Origin of the sequence: Streptomyces sp. NPDC085932 (genome assembly GCF_044540525.1) — a bacterium.
GTDB classification, from domain to species: Bacteria; Actinomycetota; Actinomycetes; order Streptomycetales; family Streptomycetaceae; genus Streptomyces; species Streptomyces levis.
Window position 1 is genome coordinate 248,212 of record NZ_JBITSJ010000001.1, and the last position, 24,192, is coordinate 272,403.

Annotated in this window: 19 protein-coding genes; 7 read left to right on the forward strand and 12 right to left on the reverse strand. The window is 72.2% G+C overall.

Translation table 11 applies throughout. From position 1 onward, the window contains the following. Positions 1-50: 50 nt before the first annotated feature. The 3 genes from ACIGAQ_RS01015 to ACIGAQ_RS01025 all read left to right on the forward strand — a co-directional run bounded on the left by ACIGAQ_RS01015 (position 51) and on the right by ACIGAQ_RS01025 (position 4,352). Positions 51-1,070 (forward strand): hypothetical protein, encoded by a 1,020-nt coding sequence (locus tag ACIGAQ_RS01015; RefSeq protein ID WP_311683116.1) that lies wholly within the window; start codon positions 51-53, stop codon positions 1,068-1,070. Positions 1,071-1,311: 241 nt separating this feature from the next. Further along, entirely contained in the window at positions 1,312-2,583 is a 1,272-nt protein-coding gene (locus ACIGAQ_RS01020) for a nucleotide sugar dehydrogenase (RefSeq protein WP_362278094.1), read from the forward strand. Next, complete coding sequence (locus tag ACIGAQ_RS01025; protein ID WP_311683112.1) at positions 2,580-4,352, forward strand: glycosyltransferase; 1,773 nt, start codon at positions 2,580-2,582, stop codon at positions 4,350-4,352. Before ACIGAQ_RS01020 ends, ACIGAQ_RS01025 begins: the two co-directional genes overlap by 4 nt. Positions 4,353-4,430: 78 nt before the next feature. Here ACIGAQ_RS01025 and ACIGAQ_RS01030 read toward each other — a convergent pair whose 3' ends face one another. The 7 genes from ACIGAQ_RS01030 to ACIGAQ_RS01060 form a co-directional block, all read right to left on the reverse strand. Next, positions 4,431-5,855 (reverse strand): polysaccharide deacetylase family protein, encoded by a 1,425-nt coding sequence (locus ACIGAQ_RS01030; protein ID WP_399778180.1) that lies wholly within the window; start codon positions 5,853-5,855, stop codon positions 4,431-4,433. A gap of 59 nt (positions 5,856-5,914) precedes the next feature. Further along, positions 5,915-7,354 carry a cellulose binding domain-containing protein gene (locus tag ACIGAQ_RS01035; protein ID WP_399778182.1) on the reverse strand — a complete coding sequence of 480 codons (1,440 nt, stop codon included), beginning with the start codon at positions 7,352-7,354 and terminating at the stop codon, positions 5,915-5,917. A 161-nt stretch (positions 7,355-7,515) separates the two neighbouring features. Continuing rightward, positions 7,516-9,645 carry a 3-hydroxyacyl-CoA dehydrogenase NAD-binding domain-containing protein gene (locus ACIGAQ_RS01040; protein WP_399778184.1) on the reverse strand — a complete coding sequence of 710 codons (2,130 nt, stop codon included), beginning with the start codon at positions 9,643-9,645 and terminating at the stop codon, positions 7,516-7,518. Then, complete coding sequence (locus ACIGAQ_RS01045; protein WP_094052740.1) at positions 9,642-10,859, reverse strand: acetyl-CoA C-acyltransferase; 1,218 nt, start codon at positions 10,857-10,859, stop codon at positions 9,642-9,644. The genes ACIGAQ_RS01040 and ACIGAQ_RS01045 overlap by 4 nt, the downstream gene beginning before the upstream one ends. Before the next feature lie 280 nt (positions 10,860-11,139). Next, a complete protein-coding gene (locus ACIGAQ_RS01050) occupies positions 11,140-12,429 on the reverse strand; it encodes a ribonuclease D (RefSeq protein ID WP_362278081.1) in 1,290 nt (429 codons plus the stop codon). Between the two features lie 220 nt (positions 12,430-12,649). Continuing rightward, positions 12,650-13,312, reverse strand: a complete 663-nt coding sequence (locus tag ACIGAQ_RS01055; RefSeq protein ID WP_003993737.1) for a response regulator transcription factor — start codon at positions 13,310-13,312, stop codon at positions 12,650-12,652. 347 nt (positions 13,313-13,659) lie between these two features. Beyond that, positions 13,660-14,334: a DUF3000 domain-containing protein gene (locus ACIGAQ_RS01060; RefSeq protein WP_311683094.1), complete on the reverse strand. Its 675-nt coding sequence runs from the start codon at positions 14,332-14,334 to the stop codon at positions 13,660-13,662. 100 nt (positions 14,335-14,434) lie between these two features. Here ACIGAQ_RS01060 and hemE point away from each other — a divergent pair, with 100 nt between their 5' ends. Further along, complete coding sequence (gene hemE, locus ACIGAQ_RS01065; protein WP_362278077.1) at positions 14,435-15,502, forward strand: uroporphyrinogen decarboxylase; 1,068 nt, start codon at positions 14,435-14,437, stop codon at positions 15,500-15,502. A gap of 18 nt (positions 15,503-15,520) precedes the next feature. On the opposite strand, the gene ACIGAQ_RS01070 is transcribed toward hemE, so the two are convergent. Then, entirely contained in the window at positions 15,521-16,339 is an 819-nt protein-coding gene (locus ACIGAQ_RS01070) for a rhomboid family intramembrane serine protease (RefSeq protein ID WP_399778187.1), read from the reverse strand. Between the two features lie 134 nt (positions 16,340-16,473). On the opposite strand from ACIGAQ_RS01070, the gene ACIGAQ_RS01075 reads away from it, so the two are divergent. After that, positions 16,474-16,806, forward strand: coding sequence for a hypothetical protein (locus tag ACIGAQ_RS01075; protein ID WP_399778189.1), 333 nt, complete (start codon positions 16,474-16,476; stop codon positions 16,804-16,806). Between the two features lie 60 nt (positions 16,807-16,866). Here the strand turns inward: ACIGAQ_RS01075 and ACIGAQ_RS01080 are convergent, their stop codons facing one another. Next, positions 16,867-18,264 (reverse strand): FAD-dependent oxidoreductase, encoded by a 1,398-nt coding sequence (locus ACIGAQ_RS01080; protein ID WP_362278072.1) that lies wholly within the window; start codon positions 18,262-18,264, stop codon positions 16,867-16,869. 27 nt (positions 18,265-18,291) lie between these two features. Then, positions 18,292-19,278 carry a DUF4349 domain-containing protein gene (locus ACIGAQ_RS01085; protein WP_311683084.1) on the reverse strand — a complete coding sequence of 329 codons (987 nt, stop codon included), beginning with the start codon at positions 19,276-19,278 and terminating at the stop codon, positions 18,292-18,294. Positions 19,279-19,436: 158 nt separating this feature from the next. Between ACIGAQ_RS01085 and hemG the strand changes: the two genes are divergently transcribed. Beyond that, entirely contained in the window at positions 19,437-20,936 is a 1,500-nt protein-coding gene (hemG, locus tag ACIGAQ_RS01090; protein ID WP_399778191.1) for a protoporphyrinogen oxidase, read from the forward strand. 5 nt (positions 20,937-20,941) lie between these two features. Next, positions 20,942-21,685, forward strand: coding sequence for a hydrogen peroxide-dependent heme synthase (hemQ, locus tag ACIGAQ_RS01095; RefSeq protein WP_311683080.1), 744 nt, complete (start codon positions 20,942-20,944; stop codon positions 21,683-21,685). On the opposite strand, the gene ACIGAQ_RS01100 is transcribed toward hemQ, so the two are convergent. Together ACIGAQ_RS01100 and ACIGAQ_RS01105 are read right to left on the reverse strand one after the other, a co-directional pair. Continuing rightward, positions 21,686-23,281 (reverse strand): alpha/beta hydrolase, encoded by a 1,596-nt coding sequence (locus ACIGAQ_RS01100; RefSeq protein WP_311683078.1) that lies wholly within the window; start codon positions 23,279-23,281, stop codon positions 21,686-21,688. Positions 23,282-23,395: 114 nt separating this feature from the next. Continuing rightward, a complete protein-coding gene (locus tag ACIGAQ_RS01105) occupies positions 23,396-24,166 on the reverse strand; it encodes a TIGR04222 domain-containing membrane protein (RefSeq protein WP_399778194.1) in 771 nt (256 codons plus the stop codon). Positions 24,167-24,192 lie beyond the last annotated feature (26 nt).

A 24,192-nucleotide genomic window follows, 5' to 3' on the forward strand; every position in this document is an offset into this window, starting at 1 on the left:
GTGCCGGGGGTGGGCCACGCCGGGCCGCCGGGCCCGCATAAAGTGAACTGGTGAACGGCGACTGGCTCCTGCGCGGCCGTGACGGCCGCCTCACCGTCTACCTGCCCTCCGGCGAAGCCGTCCTGTGCCGCGCGGAGCGCGGCCCCGGCGGCCCCTGGGAGGACGCCCCGCGCACCGTCGGCGGCACCCAGAAGCTGCACCCGGGCGCGGCGGTCGGCCAGGGCGCCGACCGCTACGCCCACCTCGCGGCCTGGCGGCCCACCGTGCCGGGGGAGTCGGGGCTCGTGCACACCACGCACTTCCGGCCCCTGCTGGCGCCCCTGGACTGGGTGCCCATCGGGCACCCCGACAAGAAGGGCGACCGGACCGGCCCACCGGCCGTGGCCGTCGACGGCCCGGGCCGCGGCTACGTCTTCGTCCGCAACGCGGGCGGCGGGGTGAGCTTGCGCAACCAGAAGGTGAAGGGCGGCTGGGGCGGCTGGCTGGACCTCGGGGGGCAGGAGATCGAGGAGCGGCTGGCGCCCGTGGCCGCGGAGTCGGGCCGGGTCGAGCTGTACGCGTGTGCGCCCGGCGCGATCCTGCACTGGCACCAGGAGGGGGACGGCAAGAAGCCGGTGCGGGCCGCGGAGGTGGAGGCCGCCGTCCGCCCCGGGACCCTGCGCGCGCTCGCCACGTCCGCCGAGCACACCACCGTCTTCTTCACGGACGACTCCGGGGACGTGTGCGCCTGGCGGCCCGGCGAGAAGCCGGTGCCCCTGCTCGCGGCCGCCGGGCCCGGGCCGGTCTCCGCGGTGCGCTGTGTCATCGAGGGGCACGACTGCACCGTGCTGGCGCAGCGCTCGGCGAGCGGCCGGGTCGCCTTCGCCGCGTACCCGACCGAGCAGGAGTCGGCGGGGGCCTGGTGGACGGAGTCGGGTCCGCAGCTGCCGTCCGACGCCCTGGTCGCGGTGGCGCTGGACGAGCACGAGGAGCTGGTGGCCGCCTCTCTCTCGCCCTCCACCGGGACCCTGCTCCTGACCCGCCGCAAGGACGAGCCGGGGCTCGCGCTGGAGGCCTGGCGGGAGATCTGACCCCGCGGGTCCGGTCCCGCGGAAACGGAAGGGACCCGTTCGTTCCGTGGCTCTTGTCGCACCAGACACACGAAGTGTGTCAAGGGTTGTACGGATGTGTGCGTGACAAGACGCACCTCGGGTGAACATGGTCAATAAGTGAAGGTCTTGTTAACCTCCTCAGACTTGTTCGATTTTGCTCGGGGGGCCGGTTGCTGCTGCGTCTGGCCGACGCCTGGCAACGGGGTTGGGGAATGATGTCGTGAGCAGATCCTCCACGGTGGATCTTGTCGTTGTCGGACTCGGTTACGTGGGGCTGCCGTTGGCCAGATCCGCGGCCGCAGCGGGTCTGAAGGTGGTCGGTCTCGACCGCAGCCGGCGCGTGGTCGACGGACTGAACGCCGGCCGTTCGCACGTCGACGACATCACCGACGCCGAAGTGCGCGCGATGCTGGAGCAGGGCTTCCGGGCCGTCGACGAGGCCCGGGTCATCGCCGACGCCGCCGCGGTGGTCGTCTGCGTGCCGACCCCGCTCACCGACCACGGCGCCCCCGACCTCGGCGCGGTGCACGCCGCCGTCGACGACATCGCCGCCCACCTCGGCGCCGGCACCCTCGTCGTGCTGGAGTCGACGACGTACCCCGGCACGACCGACGAGGTCGTCCGTCCGCGCCTGGAGGCCGGCGGTCTGCGGGTCGGCGTCGACTTCCACCTCGCCTTCTCCCCGGAGCGCATCGACCCGGGCAACGCCTCCTTCGGCCTGGAGAACACGCCCAAGGTCGTCGGCGGCATCACGGCCGACTGCACCAAGGCCGCCCGCGCCCTGTACGAGCGCTTCGTGCACCGCGTCGTCGAGGCCAAGGGCACCCGCGAGGCCGAGATGGCCAAACTGCTGGAGAACACCTACCGGCACGTCAACATCGCCCTCGTCAACGAGATGTCGATGTTCTGCCGTGAGATCGGCGTCGACCTCTGGGACGCCATCCGGTGCGCCTCCACGAAGCCGTTCGGGTTCGCGCCCTTCTACCCCGGCCCCGGCGTCGGCGGGCACTGCATCCCGATCGACCCCAACTACCTGTCGTACAAGGTGCGTTCGCTGGGCATCCCGTTCCGGTTCGTGGAGCTGGCGCAGGAGATCAACCAGCGGATGCCCGTGCACGTCGTCAACCGCGCGGCCGACCTGCTGAACGACCAGGGCAAGGCCGTCCGCGGCTCCCGCGTCCTGCTGCTCGGCGTGACGTACAAGCCGGACATATCCGATCAGCGGGAGAGCCCGGCACTGGCCGTCGCCGAGCACCTCCTCGCGCGCGGTGCCGAGCTCGTCTACTTCGACCCGCGGGTCGAGGACTGGCAGGTCGGGGGCGCGCCCGTCGAGCGGGCCGGGGACTACCTCGCCGCCGCCGAGGACGCCGACCTCACCATCCTGCTCCAGCCGCACCGCGAGATCGACCTCGACGCGCTCGCCGACCGGGCCCGGGCGCTGTTCGACACCCGGGGCAAGTCCGCCGACCACCCGCGGGTGGTCAAGCTGTGACTGCCGACGATACGTACATACCCGGAGCCGTCGACTCCGGTGGCCGTCGGGCCCACCGCAAGCGGCGGCACCTGAAGGTCTCGTACTTCGTCTTCCTGGGCCTGGCCGCGCTGATCGCCACCCGGCTCGACGCCGGCTCCCTCCACCTGTACTCCATGGGCGCCATGGGCCTGCTGGCCCTGAAGATGATCGGCGCCCTGTTCTACCGTCCGGCCAAGGCCGGGCGGGAGGAACTGGAGTACCTGGAGAACGCCTGGGTCACCGCGGTCATCCCGATCTACAACGAGGACCCGGTGATGTTCGAGCAGGGCATGCGCAGCCTCCTCGCGCAGAGCCGCCTGCCGAACGAGATCCACATCATCGACGACGCCAGCGCCAACGACTCCGGCATCCGCGCGGCGAAGAAGCTGCGCCGCGAGTTCGAGGCCAAGGGCGTCAAGTACACCGTCAGCGTCCAGCCCGAGAACAAGGGCAAGCGCGAGGCGCTGGCGCTGGGCTTCGAGGCCGCGCCGTACTCCGACATCTTCCTGTGCGTCGACTCGGACACCGTGCTGTCCCGGGACACCGTGCGCGAGCTGCTGCTGCCGCTGGCCGACGAGAAGATCATGGCGTCCACGGGCATGGTGCTGGCGCTCAACCACGACAGCAACATCTTCACGCGCCTGCAGGACCTGCGCTACGGCAACTCGTTCCTCTTCGAGCGGGCCGCCTACTCCCGGCTGAAGTCGGTGCTGTGCTGCTGCGGCGCGCTCTCGGCCTACCGCGGCACGCTGGTGCGCAAGTACCTGCCGGACTTCCTCAACCAGCAGTTCCTGGGCAAGCCGGCCGTCTTCGGCGACGACCGGCGCATGACCAACTACTGCCTGATGGAAGGCCAGGTCGTCTTCCAGGAGACGGCCGTCGGCTACACGGCCGTCCCCGAGAAGCTGCCGCACTTCCTGCGCCAGCAGGTCCGCTGGAACAAGTCCTTCTTCCGCGAGTCCCTCTGGGCGTTCCGCCACCAGAAGAAGTACCGCCCGGCCTTCTGGCTGACCTGCATGGAGCTCGCGCTCTGGCTGGTCTTCGGCTCGGCGATGTTCTACTCGATGGTCATCCTGCCCATCATCAAGCCGCAGCAGTTCCTGAACCACATCGGGGACTACCTGATCTTCATGGTGCTCATGGGGTACCTGCGCAACGTCCGCTACCTGGACTTCCCGCGCCGCGGCATGGGCTTCATCAAGCGCTTCGGCATGTTCCTGCTCGCGCCGATCTACGGCGTGATCCAGCTGACGCTGCTCACCCCGCTGCGCTTCTACGCCCTGTTCACCCTGCACAAGGGCAGCTGGGGCACCCGCCAGGGCGGAGTCGAGGTGTCCGTGGCCGGCGACCACGAGCACGACGTGACGGAGATCTTCGAGGAAGAGGACCCGTACTCCGACAAGAAGGTCACCGAGACGCTCCAGCTGATGCGTCTGGAAGGCGTCGCCCTGCGCACCCGGCCCCGCCCGGCGGGCGGCATCCCCTCCCAGCCGCAGCCGATCCCCGGCTACGACGAGCAGCACCACGCGGCGGTCCCGCAGCAGCGCGTGTCCTGGGGAGCGCCGGCACCGGCCGGCCAGCAGCAGTGGCAGGGCGGCCACCCCGGTCACCCCGACCCGTACCAGCAGCAGTACCCGGGCCAGGGCCACGACCCCCAGCAGGGCGGCTACCCGTACCAGGACCCCGCCTGGCAGCAGGGCCAAGGTCAGGGACAGGGACCGGGCTACGGGCAGGGCGGCGGCTGGTAGCGCCGCGGCGGCACGGAGAGACGAAGAGAGGGGCGGCCGGGGGGCCGCCCCTCTCTTGTGCGTCCGTAGTCCTGGGCCTCAGGTGTAGGAGGCCATCGCTTCCTCGACCGTCAGCACCGGGATGTCCCGATCGTCGATCGCCTTCATCAGCGCCTCCAGGCCCGCCTTGCCGATCTCGGTGCTGGTCGCCGGCGGGCCCTCGGTGACCTTGTGCAGGCAGAGGATCAGCCAGTCGCCGCTGTTGACGCACCGGTCGAGCTTGCCGCCCGCGCCCGTGAGCTTCGACAGGGCCGTACCGCCGATGCCCGTGCCGTCGTTGATGCCGGTCAGCGCCTTGAGGCGGTAGGGCATGGCCGGGGCGAAGGACTCGATGGTCTCGGAGATGATCGACCGGGCGGTGGTGAAGTGCCGGCTCGCGATCTGGTCCACCGGGACGCCGTCCGACGTCTTCTGGAAGGCGCCGTGCGGGTAGGCGAAGTGCTCGCTGGTGAAGCCGTTGGACACCAGCCACTCGCGCAGCTTGCGGAAGTCGTCGTCGGCCTGTTCGGCGGTCAGTTTGGGATAGCTGGCCGTGTGCACGGCGTTGGCGTACGAGTGGCCCGCCATCTCCCAGCCGGAGAAGTCCTGCATGGAGCGCATCTGGCCCAGTGTCAGGAAGCTGCCGGTGCCGATGGCGTCGGCGATGTTGTAGACCGTGCCGGGGAAGCCGAAGCGGTCCATGACCGGCCGGGCCAGGTCGTGGATCGACTTGTGGGAGTCGTCGAAGGTGATGGAGACGACGCCCTTGGGGAAGACCGAGACGGTGTCCGGGATCAGCTCCACGGCCTGCAGCCGGTAGGTCACCTGGCCGCCCGCGTTGTCGTACACCGCGAACGACATGTCCGTGAAGCCGGTCTTCGTGGAGGGCTTGCCGTCGGCGCCGATGGAGTACGTCCCGGCCGCCGCGTTGACGTCCGCCCACTGGAGGTGGACCGTGACCCACTCGCCGGACTGGACGTAGTTGGCCGACGTCTTGGAGTGGACGTGGAAGGTCCAGGCGAAGTGGTTCGCCAGCGAGCCGCTGCCCAGGTAGAAGACCATCTTGGCCAGGTTGGTCACGTCGTCGACGCGGAAGACCAGCCGGATCATCTTGCCGCTGAGGCTCATCGCGGTCATGCCGGTCCTGCGGACGTAGGACTGCTTGCCGGTGCCGTTGGTGGTCACCCGGACCGCCTGCGTGCCGCGGACGAACTGGGACTTGTCGTTCGCCTCGGCCGAGGCCGTGCCCGCGCCGCCGGGCGTCCAGCCGTGGCCCGACTGGAACTGCTGGGACCAACTGGCCCGGCGGTACTTGGGGCGGCGCCCGGAAGGGGCGTACAGGGGAGGCGTGGTGAGGCCTCCGATGGCACCCTCGGCGGCGGGGGCGGCGGCCGGCTGGGCCATCACCTTGCCCATCCACGCGCCGGCACCGGCCATCGCGACGCCCCCCGCGCCACCCATCAGCAGCGCGGAACGCCTGCTCACCACCGGTTTGTTCTCCGTTGCCTCGGCAGCGTGCCTGTGGGCGCCGGACCGCCTGTTCCTCACCGGGACTCCCGAACCGTGTCGAAGTAGTTCATGCCCTCGTCGGTGAAGCCGGCCACCTGGGACCGGACCTCCTCCGCCGACAGGGTGTCGTTCGCGTTGTAGTAGAGCCAGTCGACCTTCATGTCCCAGGCGCGTTCGCCCTTGAACGGCAGGTCGATGAACCAGTGGTTGAAGTTCACGGACATGTCCGCGCGCGGCGCGTACTTGCCGTTGCTCAGGAAGAGCTTCTTGCCGTCGAGCCAGTAGGCGACCACGCCGTCCTTCACCCGGATCAGCACGGTGTGCCAGGCGTCGAGGCTCTTGTTGGTGGTCTCGTAGACCCGGTCGTTGGTCTTGTGGTCGAACCAGGTGACCGTGTCCAGCTTGGGGCCGGGCCGGCCCCAGCCGCCGTTGGGCATGTACTCGTTGTCCAGCTCGCTGTACTTCGAGCCCTTGCCGCCGATGGTGTAGAAGGTCTGGTTGACGTGGTCGCCGGCGTCGCCGGTGGCCGGCTCGTCGCTGAAGTGGATGCGGGCGGCGTAGGTGCCGTCGCGGAACTTGCTCGCGGCCGTGCCGAGGCTCGCCTGCCTGGTCCCGGCCTCGGTGCCGTCCGTGCTCGCGCGCAGGTTGAGCACCTGACCGCCGGCGTGGGAGCCCTCGGCGGTGGGGAAGCTGACGCCCTGAGCCGACCAGGTGTTCTCGATGCCGGGGCCGCCCTTGCTGGTGCGGACCAGCCAGCCGTGCTTGAACAGGGCCGGGTCCTTGGGGCCGAGGTAGCTGAAGTCGTCGAACAGCACCCCGGCCGGCGGGGCGGGCAGCGCCTCGGGTGCCGTCTTCGCCGTGGCCTTCTTCTCGTCGCTCGCCTTCGTGCCGTCCGGCTCCTCGCCCCAGGCGAGGACGCCCCGCTTGTACGCAGTGACCTCCTCGGCCTCCTTGTAGGACGTCTTGTCGGCGTCGAAGGAGCGGTCGTCGGACTGCTTGAGCTTCTTGTGGTCCGTGCGGAACAGCTGGACGTCGATGCCCTTGCTGTTCGCGCCGGGCTTCAGGTCACCGGCGCCCTCGGTGAACCGGAGCTCCAGGTAGTGGTCGGCGGTGTCGGTGGGCTTGTCCATCGCGACGATCCGCCCGGCCACGTTCGAGCAGCCGAAGACGGCGTTCACACAGTTGAAGGCGTAGGAGGCTGAGTCCTCGGCGGTGAACCAGTACCGGAGCGTGACGTCGCTCAACGGCAGTGGCTTGCCGGTGGCGTTGAAGACCTCCAGCGACGGCTTGGCCGCAGCGGCCGTGGCCGGGGTGTCGGTGCGGTAGCGGATCTTCAGCTCGGGCGGGTCCGGGTTGGCCGCCTTCCACACCGGGTACAGCGCGGTACCGCCGGCCGCCACCACGGCCACGAGGAGCAGGAGCCTGATCTTGGGCCACACCCGGCGTCCGGGCGGTCGGCGGCGGGAGGACGCCACGAAAGACTCCTTCGAGGACCCCGGCGGCCTTGGGTGGAGACCGTCAGAGCCAGGTAAACAATGGTCGGATTGTGTGAGGATCCTATCTGTGCACGCATACGCAGAGGGGGGCGGGTGCACGGATTGTTACCGTACGCCCCACCCCCCTCAGGGGTAACGCGTTACGCCGGGACGCTCGCGACGCCCGGAGCCAGGAACCTCTTGCCGTTGACGCGCTCGGAGACGCCCTCGCGGTCCAGGTACGGCGTGATGCCGCCCAGGTGGAACGGCCAGCCGGCGCCCGTGATGAGGCACAGGTCGATGTCCTGCGCCTCGGCGACGACACCCTCGTCGAGCATGATGCCGATCTCCTGCGCCACCGCGTCGAGCACGCGGTCGCGGACCTGCTCCTCCGTCAGGACGGTGTCGCCCTGCTTCAGCAGCGCGGCGACCTCGGGGTCCAGCTCCGGCTTGCCGGAGTCGTAGACGTAGAAGCCGCGCTTGCCGGCCTCGACGACCGCCTTGAGGTTCGGGGAGACCGTGAAGCGGTCCGGGAACGCCCGGTTGAGCGTCTCCGAGACGTGCAGGCCGATGGCCGGGCCGACCAGCTCCAGCAGGACCAGCGGCGACATCGGCAGACCGAGCGGCTCGACGGCCTTCTCGGCGACCTCGACGGGGGTGCCCTCGTCGATGACGTTCTGGATCTCGCCCATGAAGCGGGTCAGGATGCGGTTCACGACGAACGCCGGGGCGTCCTTGGTGAGGACCGCGGTCTTCTTCAGCTTCTTGGCGACACCGAACGCGGTGGCCAGGGAGGCGTCGTCGGTCTGCTCGCCGCGGACGATCTCCAGCAGCGGCAGGACGGCGACGGGGTTGAAGAAGTGGAAGCCCACGACCCGCTCGGGGTGCTTGAGCTTCGACGCCATCTCCGACACCGACAGCGAGGAGGTGTTGGTGGCGAGGATCGCGTGCGCCGGGGCGACCGCCTCGACCTCCGCGAACACCTGCTGCTTGACGCCCATCTCCTCGAAGACCGCTTCGATGATGAAGTCGGCGTCCGAGAAGCCCTCGGCCTTGTCCAGCACACCGGACACCAGCGCCTTGAGGCGGTTGGCCTTGTCCTGGTTGACGCGGCCCTTGGCGAGCAGCTTGTCGATCTCGCCGTGGACGTAGCCCACGCCCTTGTCGACGCGCTCCTGGTCGATGTCGGTCAGCACGACCGGCACCTCCAGGCGGCGCAGGAACAGCAGCGCGAGCTGGCTGGCCATCAGACCGGCGCCGACCACACCGACCTTGGTGACCGGGCGGGCCAGGGACTTGTCCGGGGCGCCGGCGGGGCGCTTGCCGCGCTTCTGCACCAGGTTGAAGGCGTAGATGCCGGCGCGCAGTTCGCCACCCATGATGAGGTCGGCGAGGGCCTGGTCCTCGGCGTCGTAGCCCTGCTGCAGGTCGCCGTTCCTGGCGGCGGCGATGATGTCCAGGGCGCGGTAGGCGGCCGGGGCGGCGCCGTGCACCTTGGAGTCGGCGATGAAACGGCCCTTGGCGACGGCCTGGTCCCAGGCCTCGCCGCGGTCGATCGCCGGGCGCTCGATCTTCAGCTCGCCCTTGAGGACGCTCGCCGTCCAGATCAGCGACTGCTCCAGGAAGTCCGCGCCCTCGAAGATCGCGTCGGCGATCCCGAGCTCGTAGACCTGCTTGCCCTTGAGCTGCTTGTTCTGGTTGAGGCTGTTCTCGATGATCACCGAGACGGCCTTCTCCGGGCCGATCAGGTTCGGCAGGATCGTGCAGCCGCCCCAGCCCGGGACGAGGCCCAGGAAGACCTCGGGCAGGGAGAACGCCGGCACGGCCGCGGAGACGGTCCGGTAGGTGCAGTGCAGACCGACCTCGACACCGCCGCCCATCGCGGCGCCGTTGTAGTACGCGAAGGTCGGCACGGCCAGCTGCGACAGCCGCTTGAAGACCTCGTGGCCGCCCTTGCCGATGGCGAGGGCGTGCTCGTGCTCCTTGAGGATCTCCACGCCCTTGAGGTCGGCGCCGACCGCGAAGATGAACGGCTTGCCGGTGATGCCGGCGCCGACGATCTCGCCGTCCGCCGCCTCCTTCTCGACCTGGTCGATCGCGGCGTTCAGGTTCGCCAGCGAGGCCGGTCCGAAGGTGGTCGGCTTGGTGTGGTCGTGGCCGTTGTCCAGGGTGATCAGCGCGAAGCGCCCGGCACCCAGGGGGAGGTCGAAGTGGCGTACGTGCGCACTCGTGACGACCTCGTCCGGGAACAGTTCGGAAGCCTGCTTCAACAGCTCGGCGGTGGTGCTCACTTGTCCCCCTCGAAGTGCGGGTTCTCCCAGATGACCGTCGCGCCCATGCCGAAGCCGACGCACATGGTGGTCAGGCCGTAGCGGACGTGCGGCTGCTCCTCGAACTGGCGGGCCAGCTGCGTCATCAGGCGGACGCCGGAGGAGGCCAGCGGGTGGCCGAAGGCGATGGCGCCGCCGTACTGGTTGACGCGCTCGTCGTCGTCGGCGATGCCGTAGTGGTCGAGGAAGGCCAGGACCTGGACGGCGAAGGCCTCGTTGATCTCGAACAGGCCGATGTCGGAGATCGACAGGCCGGCCTGGGCCAGCGCCTTCTCCGTGGCCGGGATCGGGCCGTAGCCCATGACCTCCGGCTCCACGCCCGCGAAGGAGTAGGAGACCAGGCGCATCTTCACGGGGAGGTCGTTCTCCCGCGCGAACTCCTCGGAGGCGATGAGGGAGGCGGTGGCGCCGTCGTTCAGACCGGCCGCGTTGCCCGCGGTGACCCGGCCGTGGACGCGGAACGGGGTCTTCAGGCCCTGGAGGTTCTCCAGGGTCGTGCCCGGGCGCATCGGCTCGTCGGCGGTGACCAGGCCCCAGCCCGTCTCACCGGCCTCGGCGTTGGTGCGGCGGACCGAGATCGGCACCAGGTCGGCCTGGATCTTGCCGTTGGCGTACGCCTTGGCGGCCTTCTCCTGGGAGCGCACGGCGTACTCGTCCGCGCGCAGCTTGGTGATCTGCGGGTAGCGGTCGTGCAGGTTCTCCGCGGTCATGCCCATGAACAGGGCCGACTCGTCGACCAGCTTCTCGGAGACGAACCGCGGGTTGGGGTCGACGCCCTCGCCCATGGGGTGGCGGCCCATGTGTTCGACACCGCCGGCGATGGCGATGTCGTAGGCGCCGAAGGCGACGGAGCCGGCGACCGTGGTGACGGCGGTCAGGGCCCCGGCGCACATGCGGTCGATGCTGTAGCCCGGGACGGACTGCGGCAGGCCGGCCAGGATGCCCGCGGTGCGGCCGATGGTCAGGCCCTGGTCACCGATCTGCGTGGTCGCGGCGATGGCGACCTCGTCGATCTTCTTGGGGTCCAGGCCGGGGTTGCGGCGCAGCAGCTCCCGGATCGCCTTCACGACGAGGTCGTCGGCACGGGTCTCGTGGTAGATGCCCTTCGGGCCCGCCTTGCCGAACGGGGTGCGGACGCCGTCGACGAAGACGACGTCCCTGACGGTACGAGGCACGATGGCTCTCCTCCAGGGTCAGGATTGCGGTGCTGCTGCGACGCGCTGAGCGCGCGCTCAGTCCCCATGCTACTTATGAGTAACGTAGCTGCACAGCCCTGACAGGCGGAGCGGTGAAGGTCACACCCCCGGAGGATCTTGGCGTGATCTCGACGTCCCTGTTCTGCTTCCCGGGCCCTTCGGCGCCCACAAGGGGTGCGGGTAACTGCGCGAACGGCCACGAACGACCCGCACCCGCCACCCGCCGAGGCCCCCTAGGGCGCCTTGGCGGACGAATCCCCTACGGCGCCTTGGCGGACAAAGCGGTCACCAGTACCGGGGTGACCTGCTCCACCTGCCACGGCCGGGCCCCGTACCCGGCCAGCGCCTCCGCGACGGACTCCGCGTCCACCACCGCCGGCGGCTCCCAGCACACCCGCCGCACCGTGTCCGGAGTGATCAGATTCTCCTGCGGCATGGCGAGTTCCTCGGCGAGCGCGGACACCCCGGCCCGGGCGGCGGACAGCCGCGCCGCCGCGGCGGGATCCTTGTCGGCCCAGGCGCGGGGCGGCGGCGGCCCGGCCACCGGCTGCCCCGGCTGCGGCAACTGCGCCTCGCTCAGCGCCTTCGCCCGGTCCACCGCCGCCTGCCACTGCTCCAGCTGCCGCTTGCCCATGCGGTGCCCGAAGCCGTTCAGCGCGGCCAGCGCGTGCACGTTGGCCGGAAGGGCGAGCGCGGCCTCCACGATGGCCGCGTCCCCGAGCACCTTGCCGGGCGAGACGTCCCGCCGCTGCGCGATGCGGTCCCGCGTCTGCCACAGCTCGCGCACGACCGCCAGCTGCCGCCGCCGGCGCACCTTGTGCATGCCGGACGTGCGCCGCCAGGGGTCCTTGCGGGGCTCGGGCGGCGGGGCCGAGGCGATCGCGTCGAACTCCTGACGGGCCCATTCGAGCTTGCCCTGCCGGTCCAGCTCCTTCTCCAGGGCGTCCCGCAGATCGACCAGGAGTTCGACGTCCAGCGCCGCGTACCGCAGCCACGGCTCGGGCAGCGGCCGGGTGGACCAGTCGACGGCGGAGTGGCCCTTCTCCAGCACGAAGCCCAGCACGCTCTCGACCATCGCGCCGAGGCCGACCCGGGGGAACCCGGCGAGCCGCCCGGCCAGCTCCGTGTCGAACAGCCGCGTCGGCACCATGCCTATCTCGCGCAGGCAGGGCAGGTCCTGGGTGGCGGCGTGCAGCACCCACTCGACGCCGGACAGGGCCTCGCCCAGCGCGGACAGGTCGGGGCAGGCGACGGGGTCGATCAGCGCCGTGCCGGCGCCCTCGCGGCGCAGCTGCACGAGGTAGGCGCGCTGGCCGTAGCGGTAGCCGGAGGCCCGCTCGGCATCGACGGCGACCGGGCCGGAGCCGGCCTCGAAGGCGGCGATGACCCGGGCCAGGGCGGCTTCGTCCGCGACGACGGGCGGAATGCCCTCGCGCGGCTCCAGCAGAGGGATCGGCGCCTCCACAGCAGAAGATCCGCCGTCGTCCGGAGGGGCGCCTCCGGTGGTTCGCAGTGGGCTGTCTGCTGCGGTGTCGTGGGCGTCGGTCACCTGTCAAGAGTATCCATGTATGGACAGCGCCCGCCGACGGAACGTTCCGTCGGCGGGCGCCCGAGGGTCGCAAACCAGTCATGTCGGGGAAGTGGCGGGTTCACGAGCCGCGCGTGAGGGGAAGGGGACCGAGCGTCCGGTCCCGTTCACGTGAGTGAATGATCACGAAGGGTCGGAGTGGGGCGGACGGGGTCGGGGTGCGGACGGCCGGTGCTCGGGGTCAGTGGATGATGCCGGTCCGCAGCGCCACCGCCACCATCCCGGCACGGTCTCCCGTGCCGAGCTTGCGGGCGATGCGGGCGAGGTGGCTCTTGACGGTCAGTGCGGACAGGCCCATCGAGACGCCGATCGCCTTGTTCGACTGGCCTTCGGCGACCAGGCGCAGCACCTCGACCTCGCGGCCGGACAGTTCGCGGTAGCCGCCCGGGTGGCTCGGGGCACCCGGGGGGCGGCGGTGCAGGCGCGCGGCGGCGGCGCCGATGGGGGCGGCGCCCGGCCGGGTGGGGAGCCCGACGTTGGTGCGGGTGCCGGTGACGACGTAGCCCTTCACACCGCCGGCGAGCGCGTTGCGCACGGCGCCGATGTCGTCGGCCGCGGAGAGGGCGAGGCCGTTGGGCCAGCCCGCGGCGCGGGTCTCGGACAGCAGGGTGAGGCCGGAGCCATCCGGCAGGTGGACGTCGGCGACGCAGATGTCGCGGGGGTTGCCGATGCGGGGACGAGCCTCCGCGATGGACGAGGCCTCGATGACATCGCGCACACCGAGCGCCCACAGGTGGCGGGTGACGGTGGAGCGGACGCGCGGGTCGGCCACGACCACCATGGCGGTCGGCTTGTTCGGGCGGTAGGCGACCAGGCTTGCGGGCTGCTCGAGGAGAACGGACACCAGGCCTCCTGGGGTGCGGGACGGGGCCGGCTCGTGGGGGTGAAGCCGGGACGAACCGTGCTTTCAAGGTCACAGTCGTCTTCGGCACCAGGTCCGTCCGCCTTTAGAGAATGATCACGATTCGGTGATAACAATCCGCGCAATTCGGACACGCGGTCGATCATTCGAAGGCCGGACGGTTTCGGTCTGCGTCGGTACGCGGTCGAAAGTGGCCGTATCGACAAAGTGATTCGGCCAAGAGGGGGACGCAGGTGTGATCGTCGACAGGGCAGCGTTGACCACCCCGTACAAGTTCGATCAGTACGGGGTGGAACGCGGGGTGGATCGCAGGGGGAAGAAGGGGTCCGTCAGCGGGACCGGGGCCCGCGCCGCTGGGGCAGCGTCACCACGGAGGCGTCGCCGGGCACGGCCGGGGGCAGCCCCGCGACCTGGGCGAGCAGATCGCACCAGGACGCCAGGTGCGCGGCCGTGTCCGGCACCCCGCCCAGGCCCTCGCGCGGCGTCCACGACGCACGGATCTCGATCTGCGAGGCGGCGGGACGCGCGGACAGCCCGCCGAAGTAGTGGGAGCTCGCCCGCGTGACCGTGCCGCTCGGCTCCCCGTAGGTCAGCCCGCGGGCCTGCAGCGCGCCGGTCAGCCAGGACCAGCACACCTCCGGCAGCAGCGGGTCCGCGGCCATCTCCGGCTCCAGCTCCGCGCGCACCAGCGTCACCAGCCGGAACGTGCCCCGCCAGGCGTCGTGCCCGGCCGGGTCGTGCAGCAGCACCAGGCGGCCGTCGGCCAGGTCCTGGTCGCCGTCGACGACCGCGGCCTCCAGCGCGTAGGAGTACGGGGCGAGCCGCTTGGGCGCCGGTGTCGGCTCGACCTCGATCTGGGGTCGCAGCCGCGCCGTCCTGAGCGCGTCGACGGCGGCCCGGAAGGGCAGCGGGGCGGAGTCCGCCTCCCGCCGGTCGTTCTCGGTGTCCTTCGCTTCGTCCATTCCGCCAGCGCCGTCCGACAGTCGTCCCTGAGCCGCAGCCATGCGGGAAGATTACGGGGACCGGAGCCCGGGTGCGGGCTAGACACCCCGCGCCTCTCCAGGGGCTGAATCGCGCTGTCCGGCGGCGTGCGAAACTTGGCCCGTGAGTGTCAACGACGCCCCCCGGGCCCCGCAGCCGTCCGCCCCGTACGACTCCGCCTTCCTCAGGGCGTGCCGGCGCGAGCCCGTGCCGCACACGCCGGTGTGGTTCATGCGGCAGGCCGGGCGTTCGCTGCCGGAGTACCGCAAGGTGCGCGAGGGCATCGCGATGCTGGAGTCCTGCATGCGGCCCGAACTGGTCACCGAGATCACGCTCCAGCCGGTCCGCCGGCACGGTGTGGACGCGGCGATCTACTTCAGCGACATCGTCGTCCCGCTCAAGGCCATCGGCGTCGACCTGGACATCAAGCCCGGCGTCGGCCCGGTCGTGGAGCGTCCGATCCGCACCCGCGCCGACCTCGCGCAGCTGCGCGACCTGACCCCCGAGGACGTCTCCTACGTCACCGAGGCCATCGGCCTGCTCACCCGCGAACTCGGCGCCACGCCCCTGATCGGCTTCGCCGGCGCCCCCTTCACCCTCGCCAGCTACCTCGTCGAGGGCGGCCCGTCCCGCACGTACGAGAACGCCAAGGCGATGATGTACGGCGACCCGCAGCTGTGGGCCGATCTGCTGGACCGCCTCGCGGACATCACGGCCGCGTTCCTCAAGGTGCAGATCGAGGCGGGTGCCTCGGCCGTCCAGCTGTTCGACTCCTGGGCCGGTGCCCTGGCCCCGGTCGACTACCGGCGCTCGGTGCTGCCGGCGTCGGCGAAGGTCTTCGAGGCCGTGGCCGGCTACGGCGTCCCGCGCATCCACTTCGGCGTCGGCACCGGCGAGCTGCTGGGCCTCATGGGCGAGGCCGGGGCGGACGTCGTCGGCGTCGACTGGCGCGTGCCGATGGACGAGGCCGCCCGCCGCGTCGGCCCCGGCAAGGCGCTCCAGGGCAACCTCGACCCGACCGTGCTGTTCGCCCCGACCGAGGCCGTCGAGGCCAAGACCCGGGAGGTCCTGGAGTCGGCCGCGGGCCTGGAGGGCCACGTCTTCAACCTGGGCCACGGCGTCATGCCGTCCACGGACCCCGACGCGCTGACCCGGCTCGTGGAGTACGTCCACACGCACACCGCCCGCTGACCCCGTCCGGCCCGGGGCTCACCACCCGGGCCGGGCCCGCCTGCCGAACAGGATGCCGCGCGGCTCCGGAGGGGGCGGGGTGCCGGGACGCAGCGGCAGGGCGATCAGCAGGCCGACGACGAATCCGGCGACGTGTGCCGCGTACGCCACCGTGCCGGCGTCGGAGACTCCCGCGCCGGAGGAGTACACCGCCTGCAGCACGAACCACAGGCCCAGCACGATCCAGGCCGGCAGCCGCAGCGGCAGGAAGACCAGAAACGGGACCAGCACCCACACCCGGGCCTTCGGATACAGCACCAGATAGGCGCCGAGCACCCCGGCGATCGCCCCCGAGGCGCCGATCAGCGGGGCGCCGGAACCCGCGTCGAGGAGCGCGAAGGCGTAGGCGGCCGCGATGCCGCACACGGCGTAGAAGAGCAGGAAGCGCAGGTGGCCCATGCGGTCCTCGATGTTGTTGCCGAAGATCCACAGGAACAGCATGTTGCCCAGCAGGTGCATCCAGCCGCCGTGCAGGAACATCGCCGTCAGCACGCTGAGTTCGGGCGACTTGTCGTAGGACGGCGGGCCGACCACGCAGCCCGGGCCCTGCGGGCCCACGCTCACCTCCCCGGTGGGCACCAGAGGCGGCATCCGGTGGTGGATCAGCTCCCGCGGCACGGCCGCCCAGTGGTCCAGGAACGCCTGGAGGTGGCAGAGCTGCGCCAGGCTGCTCTCGCCCGTGAGGGAGCCGGCCATGCCCGGGGTGAGCAGGAACACGACGACGTTGGCGGCCAGCAGGGCGTACGTGACCCAGGGGGTGCGTCGCACCGGGTTCACGTCATGGACGGGGATCACCACACCCGACGTGTGCCCGCAGTGCCGCCGGTGAATCGGTGACGCGCGTGAACGCGGCCGTCCGGGCGTGCGTATGTGTCGGCAACCGCCCGCGGCGCGGGGAAGGCGGGTCGCGGGGCCGACGTGAGGAACAGGCGATGAACGACCGAGTGACTCCTCCGATGCACGCCCTGCCCGACGGCGAGGCGGAGCTGACGCTGGTGGTGAAGCTGCCCTGGGAGGACGTGGCCCGCCTCGGCCAGGACGCGGGGCGGCTGGCCGCGCAGTGGCGCAGGCCGGTGACGCTGGAGGAGGCGGTGAGCCACCGGCTGCGGTCCTCGCGGCCGGCCGCGCACGCCAAGCCGGCGGGGGAGCAGCCGCCGGCGGTGACCGCCGCGTCGGCGTCGGTGTCGTCGCTGCCGGCCCGGCCGCCGGCGGAGCAGGCGCGGCAGGCCATCGACCGGATCAACGGGACGGCCGGCACGGCGTAGACCTGTGCCGCAGACCGATACGGACGCACGCCCCTTGAGGGCGCGATCGAGCTGCGCCTCTCAGGGCGTGGTCGAACTGCGCACCTTCGCCGCCGCCTTGCGGGCCGCCACCAGGACCGGGTCCCAGACCGGGGAGAACGGCGGGGCGTAGCCCAGGTCCAGGGTCGTCATCTGTTCCGCCGTCATGCCCGCCGTGAGGGCGACCGCCGCGATGTCGACGCGTTTGCCCGCACCCTCCCTGCCGACGATCTGCACGCCCAGCAGACGGCCGGTGCGCAGTTCGGCGAGCATCTTGACCGTCATCGGGGAGGCGTTCGGGTAGTAGCCCGCGCGGCTGGTCGACTCGATGGTGACCGCCACGAAACGGAGCCCGACGCGGCGGGCGTCCTTCTCACGCAGGCCGGTGCGGGCGATCTCCAGGTCGCAGACCTTGCTGACCGCCGTGCCGACCACGCCCGGGAACGTGGCGTAGCCGCCGCCGACGTTGGTGCCGATGACCTGGCCGTGCTTGTTGGCGTGGGTGCCGAGCGCGATGTGCCGCTCCTGTCCGGAGACCAGGTCGAGGACCTCGACGCAGTCGCCGCCCGCCCACACGTCCTCCCGGCCGCGCACCCGCATCGAACGGTCGGTGAGGAGCCCGCCGTGCGTGCCGAGGGGCAGCCCGGCCGCCCGGGCGAGGGCCGTCTCGGGGCGCACGCCGATGCCGAGCACCACCACGTCCGCCGGGAACTCGCGGTCCTGCGTGGCCACCGCCCGGACCCGGCCGTCGTCCCCGGTGAGGATCTTCGTCACCTCGGCGTCGTTCACCATCGTGATGCCCAGGCCCGTCATGGCCTCGTGCACCAGGCACCCCATGTCGGGGTCGAGGGTCGACATGGGCTCGCTGCCCCGGTTCACGACCGTCACCTCGTAGCCGCGGTTGAGCAGTGCCTCGGCCATCTCCACGCCGATGTACCCCGCCCCGACGACCACCGCGCGCCGGCCGCGCGTGCCCGCCAGCGTGTCGAGCAGCGCCTGGCCGTCGTCCAGCGTCTGCACCCCGTGCACCCCGGGGGCGTCGGCCCCCGGCAGATCGGGCCGGACGGGCCGGGCACCGGTGGCGATCACGAGCTTGTCGTACGGCGTCCAGGACTCGGCGCCCGAGTCGAGGTCCCGGGCGCGCACCCGCCGCCCGTCGAGGTCGAGCTCGGTGACCTCGGTGCGCAGCCGCACGTCGATGTCGCGCGCCCGGTGCTCCTCGGGCGTGCGGGCGACGAGCCGGTCCCGGTCGGTGACGTCGCCGCCCACCCAGTAGGGGATGCCGCACGCCGAGTACGACGTGAAGTGGCCCCGTTCGAACGCCACGATCTCCAGCTCGTCGGGGCCCTTCAGACGGCGGGCCTGGGACGCCGCGGACATCCCCGCGGCGTCGCCGCCGATGACGACCAGTCGCTCCCTGCGCGTACGGCTCATGTTCATGCGAACACGCTACGGGAGCAGGGGATTTCAGTCCCGCTCACCCGGAGCCGGCGGCTGCGTGGCCTCCGGTGCCGGGCGGGCCGTCGGCAGCGGGCCGAGCGCGGTCGCCGCGGGGGCGGGCCGGGGACGGCGCGGCAGACGGGGGCGTACGACGCGCAGCCACAGCAGCGCGAGCAGGGCCGCCACCGCCGCGAACGGCAGGATCGCGCCGAACGCCACCGCGAGCCAGCGCAGCATCGTCACGAAGGCGTTCCAGCCGCCCGCGAGCGCGTCCACGAACCCCGGATCGTCGTCCTTCGCCTCCTTCTTCACCGGCGTCTCGGTCAGCGTGAGGGTGATGGTGGCCAGGCTCGTGCGGTCCTGAAGGGACTTCTGCCGGGCGAGCAGCGCCTCCAGGTCGGCCTGCCGGGTGCTCAGCTCGCCCTCCAGGGTCACCACGTCACCGAGCTTGGTGGCCCGGTCCATCAGTTCGCGGATCCGGGCCACGCTGGCTCGCTGCGAGGTGATCCGGCTCTCCACGTCCACGACCTGGTCGGTGACGTCCTCGGCCTTCGCGTTGCGGTCGAGGAGCTTGCCGCTGCCCTCCAGGCCGGCCAGGACCTCGTCGTACTTCCCGGCGGGCACCCGCAGCACGACCCGGGTGCGCTCGCGGTCCTCGGCGTCCCGCGTGGTGGTCTCGTCGCCGATGTACCCGCCCGCGTTCTCGGTGCTGGTACGGGCCTCCTCCAGGGCCTTCGGGACGTCCTTGACCTGCACGGTCAGCGAGGCGGTGCGGATGATGTGCTGCGCGGGGAGCTTCGCCGGCGCGGTCGCCCGGGGCCCGCTGCCGGTCCCGCCGGGCGCGGCCTCCTTCGCACCCGCCCCGGCACCGTCCTGCGCGAGGCTCCGGTCGGCGGCCGAACTCCCGGCGGAGTCGTCACCGGCGCCGCTGCACCCGGTCAGGGCGAGGGCGGCGGCCAGCGAGAGGGCCGCCAGGGCCGGGACGGGGCGGCGGACGGATCGTCGTGTACGCATGCGGGCATCCCCCGAGGGTCGATTCTGCTGACGCTTCTTCGACGCCCGAGCGGCGCCGGACGTTTGGCCCGGGACGGTTCCGATGCGGTCACGGTCGGGACTCGCGACGGACACCGGGGCGCGGCGGCGGCGCCGGCGGTGTCTGAGAGGCTGGGGGCATGCGCGAAGTTCAAGGTCGTGGGGGCACGGGGCGGGTCGTCGTCGTCGGAGCGGGCATCGCGGGGCTGGCCGCCGCGCACCGGCTGCTGCAGCGGGGGGCGCGGGTGACCGTGCTGGAGGCCTCCGCCCGGGTCGGCGGCAAACTGCTGCCCGGTGAGATCGCCGGCGCCCGGGTGGACCTCGGCGCCGAGTCGATGCTCGCCCGCCGGCCCGAGGCGGTGGCGCTCGCGCGCGAGGTGGGCCTCGCCGACCGCCTGCAGCCGCCCGCGACCGCGACGGCCTCGATCTGGACGCGCGGCGCCCTGCGCCCCATGCCCAAGGGTCATGTGATGGGCGTGCCCGGTACCGCGGCCGCCCTGTCCGGGGTGCTGTCCGAGGAGGGCCTCGCCCGGATCGAGCGCGACGCCGACCTGCCGCGCACGGAGGTCGGGGACGACGTGGCCGTCGGGGAGTACGTGGCCGCGCGCCTCGGGCGGGAGGTCGTCGACCGGCTGGTGGAGCCCCTGCTGGGCGGGGTGTACGCGGGCGACGCCTACCGCATCTCGATGCGCTCGGCCGTCCCGCAGCTCTTCCAGGCCGCCCGCACCCATGCCTCCCTGACGGAGGGCGTCCGCGAGATCCAGGCCCGGGCCGCCGCCGCGCGGCAGACCGGCCCGGTGTTCCTGGGCATCCGCGGCGGCGTCGGCAGCCTGCCCCTGGCGGTGGCCGAGTCGGTCCGGGCCCGCGGGGGTGAGATCGTCACCGGCGCCGAAGTGACGGAGCTGCGCAGGCAGGCACCGCGGCCGGGCGGTCACGGGCCGGATGCGGGCGCGTCGCCCGGGCTGTGGCGGGTGGTCGCCGGCGACCGGGTGCTGGAGGCCGAGGCGGTGGTGCTCGCCGTCCCCGCCCCGGCCGCCGCCCGGCTGCTGCGCGCCGAGAGCCCCGGGGCCGCCGCGGGGCTCGACACCGTCGAGTACGCCTCCATGGCCCTGGTCACCCTCGCCTACCGCCGCGCCGGGACCGACCTGCCCGACGGCAGCGGCTTCCTCGTGCCGCCGGTCGACGGGCGCACCATCAAGGCGTCCACGTTCGCCTCGCACAAGTGGGGCTGGATCGCCGACGAGAACCCGGACCTGGTCGTCCTGCGCACCTCCGTCGGCCGCCACGGCGAGACGGAGATCCTGCGGCGCGACGACGGCGAGCTGGTCGACGTCTCCCGGCACGACCTGAAGGCGGCGACCGGCCTGGACGCCACCCCCGTCGCCACCCGCGTCACCCGCTGGGACGACGGACTGCCGCAGTACCCGGTCGGCCACCACGCGCGCGTGGCCCGCATCCGCGAGCAGGTCGCCCTGCTTCCCGGGCTCGCCGTCTGCGGCGCCCCGTACGACGGCGTCGGCATCCCCGCCTGCATCGCGAGCGCCTGGGCCGCCGTCGACCAGATCCACGGTGACCTGCGGGGTGTGCAGGAGCTCACCGCCCACCCGGTGCAGAGTCTGCACGGCGGAGCGGGAGAATGAGGAGCATGAGTGACGACGCCTCCACCACCCCCTCCGGCACCGCGCCCGACCGCATCCCGAACAAGGGCAAGCTGGCCAAGGACCTCAACGAGGTCATCCGGTACACGCTCTGGTCCGTCTTCAGGCTCAAGGACGTGCTCCCCGAGGACCGCGCCGGGTACGCCGACGAGGTCCAGGAGCTGTTCGACCAGCTCGCCGCCAAGGACGTGACCGTCCGCGGCACCTACGACGTCTCCGGCCTGCGTGCCGACGCCGACGTCATGATCTGGTGGCACGCGGAGACCAGCGACGCGCTGCAGGAGGCGTACAACCTCTTCCGCCGCACGAGGCTGGGCCGCGCCCTGGAGCCGGTCTGGTCGAACATGGCGCTGCACCGCCCCGCCGAGTTCAACCGCTCGCACATCCCGGCGTTCCTCGCCGACGAGACGCCCCGCGCCTACGTGAGCGTCTACCCCTTCGTGCGCTCCTACGACTGGTACCTGCTGCCCGACGAGGACCGCCGCCGCATGCTCGCCGACCACGGCAAGATGGCCCGCGGCTACCCGGACGTGCGCGCCAACACCGTCGCCTCCTTCTCGCTGGGCGACTACGAGTGGATCCTCGCCTTCGAGGCCGACGAGCTGTACCGCATCGTCGACCTCATGCGTCACCTGCGCGGCTCGGAGGCCCGGATGCACGTCCGCGAAGAGGTCCCGTTCTACACGGGCCGCCGCAAGGACGTCGCCGAGCTGGTCGCCGGTCTGGCCTGATCAGCCGAGGCTCGCGCCGGCCCCGTCCGGGGCCGGCGGCTTCGGCTCGGCGTGCGGTGCGCACTCCGCGCGCCGTCCGGGCAGCCGCCCGTCCAGCAGGTACGCCTCCAGGTGCCCGTTGACGCAGGCGTTCGGCCCGCCCGCCAGGCCGTGGGCGCCGGCCGCCCGCTCGGTGACCAGCACCGAGCCCGCCAGACGCCGGTGGAGTTCGAGGGCACCCCGGTACGGCGTGGCCGCGTCCCGCTCGGCGGCCAGGATCAGCGTCGGCGGCAGCTCGCCCGGCCCGGCGCCGACGTCCAGCGGCCGCTGCCGGGGCGCCGGCCAGGAGGCGCACGGCAGGTTCGTCCACACGTTGTCCCAGGTCTCGAAGGGCGCCACCCGCGCGAGCCGGGTGTTGTCCCGGTCCCAGACCTCCCAGTCCGTCGGCCAGGGCGCGTCGTTGCACTCGACGGCCACGTACACCGCCCGGGAGTTCTCCGCCTCCACGGCGGCCTCGGGATGCTGTTCCGCCTGCTCGATCAGGGGGCGCGGGTCGCCCTTGAGATACGCCGACAGGGCCCGCGCCCGGTGCGGCCACTGGTCGTCGTAGTACCCGGCCTGCAGGAACGCCCCCTGCAGCTGTCCCGGTCCGACCTTCCCGCCCGCGGGCTCGGCGGCCAGCCGGGCACTCGCCCGTTCGTAGCTGCGCAGCACCTCCCGAGCGGTCCGGCCCAGTCCGTACACGCCGTGATGCCGGGCGATCCACTCCCGGAAGTCGCGCCAGCGGTGCTCGAACGCGGCCGACTGGGCGAGGTTGTTGCGGTACCAGATCCCCTCCGGGTCGGGATCGACCACCGAGTCGAACACCATCCGCCGCACGTGCGACGGGAACAGCGTCGCGTACAGCGCCCCGAAGTACGTGCCGTACGAGGAGCCCAGGAACGTCAGCCGTTCCTCGCCGAGCGCGGCGCGCAGCACGTCGAGGTCGCGGGCGTTGTTCAGCGAGTGGTAGTGCCGCAGCGCGTCACCGGTGCGTTCGGCGCAGCCGCGGGCGTACGCCTCGGCCTGCGCACGGCGTTGCTTCTTGTACGCCTCGGTGGGGTGTGTCGGCGCCTGCGTCGGCCCCTTGAAGAACTGCTTCGGGTCCTTGCACGACAGCGGCGCCGAGGGGGCGACCCCCCGCGGGGCGTAGCCGACGAGGTCGTAGGCGGCCGCGATCCGCTTCCACTCGGGGAGCAGGCCGATGAGCGGGAAGTACAGGCCGGTGGCGCCGGGCCCGCCGGGGTTGTACACCAGGCTGCCCTGCCGCAGCACCTCCCGTGCGCCGTGCGGGTCCTTGCGGGTGGCGCGGGCGCGGCTGACGGTGAGTTCGATCTGCCGGCCGTCCGGCCGGGCGTAGTCCAGGGGGACCTTCACCGTGCCGCACCGCATGCTGCCGGGCAGGTCCTGCGCGTCGGGGCACGGGCCGAAGGCGACCCCGGCCGCCCTGGCCCGGGCCGCGGCCACCGCCGTCCCGCGCATCTCGGCGGTCCCGTCCCGGCCCTCGGCGGCGGGGGCGGCCGTGAGGGCGCTCAGCAGCAGGGACCCCGCGGCCGAGTAGAGGAGGGCGGCTCGCATCGGGTGTCCCTTCGCTGCACGGTGGCGACGCAAGGGATGTTTCGTGCGCGCGGAAGCGAAGGCAAGCACCGTCCGCCGGTGTCGGCGCCGATGCCTCCGTGCGCCCCCGGTCTCTCAGCCGTGTGCCCCTCGGTGGGCGAACGCGGCGCGCAGGTCCGGCTCGCCGATCGCGCTGACCCCGCGCACCGCCACGGAGGTGAGGTACGTACGGTCGTCGGCGTCGCCGTCCGCGGTGCGGGCCAGGGTGCCGAGCAGCCGCTGGCCGGCCGGGGAGGCCCAGCGCGAGTACGGGTGCACCTCGATGCGCGCCAGGGCGAGGCAGCTCAGCGCCAGGGCGAGAGGCAGCGCGAACCACAGGGCGACCAGGTGGCGGGGCATGTCCGGAGGGAGCGGGGTCAGCAGCGCGGCGACGCCGAGGGCGAGCACGGTGAGGGCCGCCCCGCGCACCTGACGGACCGCCGCCGCGACCGTCGTACGGGCGCTGTCCGGGACGGCGAGGCCCGCGCGCACCAGCCCGTCGGCGATTCCGCGCACCGCGTCCGCCGCGGCGGCCGTGGACCGCACCGGCGCGATCCGGGACTGCCCCTCGGGCCCGATGGCCCCTATCACCGACCGCTCCATCTCGTCGCGCCCGCGCGGATCGACGACCGTCGCCCAGCCGGTGCGGGCCAGCAGCAGACGCCGCTGGCGCGCCATGGCGACCAGGGTCACGTCGGCGACCCGCCGGGGCCCGCCCGAGAGGAACGCGGCCTCGTACAGCGTGAGTTCACGGACCCGGGCGGTGGCCGCGTCACCGGCCGCGGCCCGTACGGCGGCCAGGCACAGGCGGGTGCACGCCGAGCCGGCCACGGCCCACGCCGCCAGCAGGAAAAGAACCCAGAGCATATGTTGTTTGTATGTGACACGGTTGC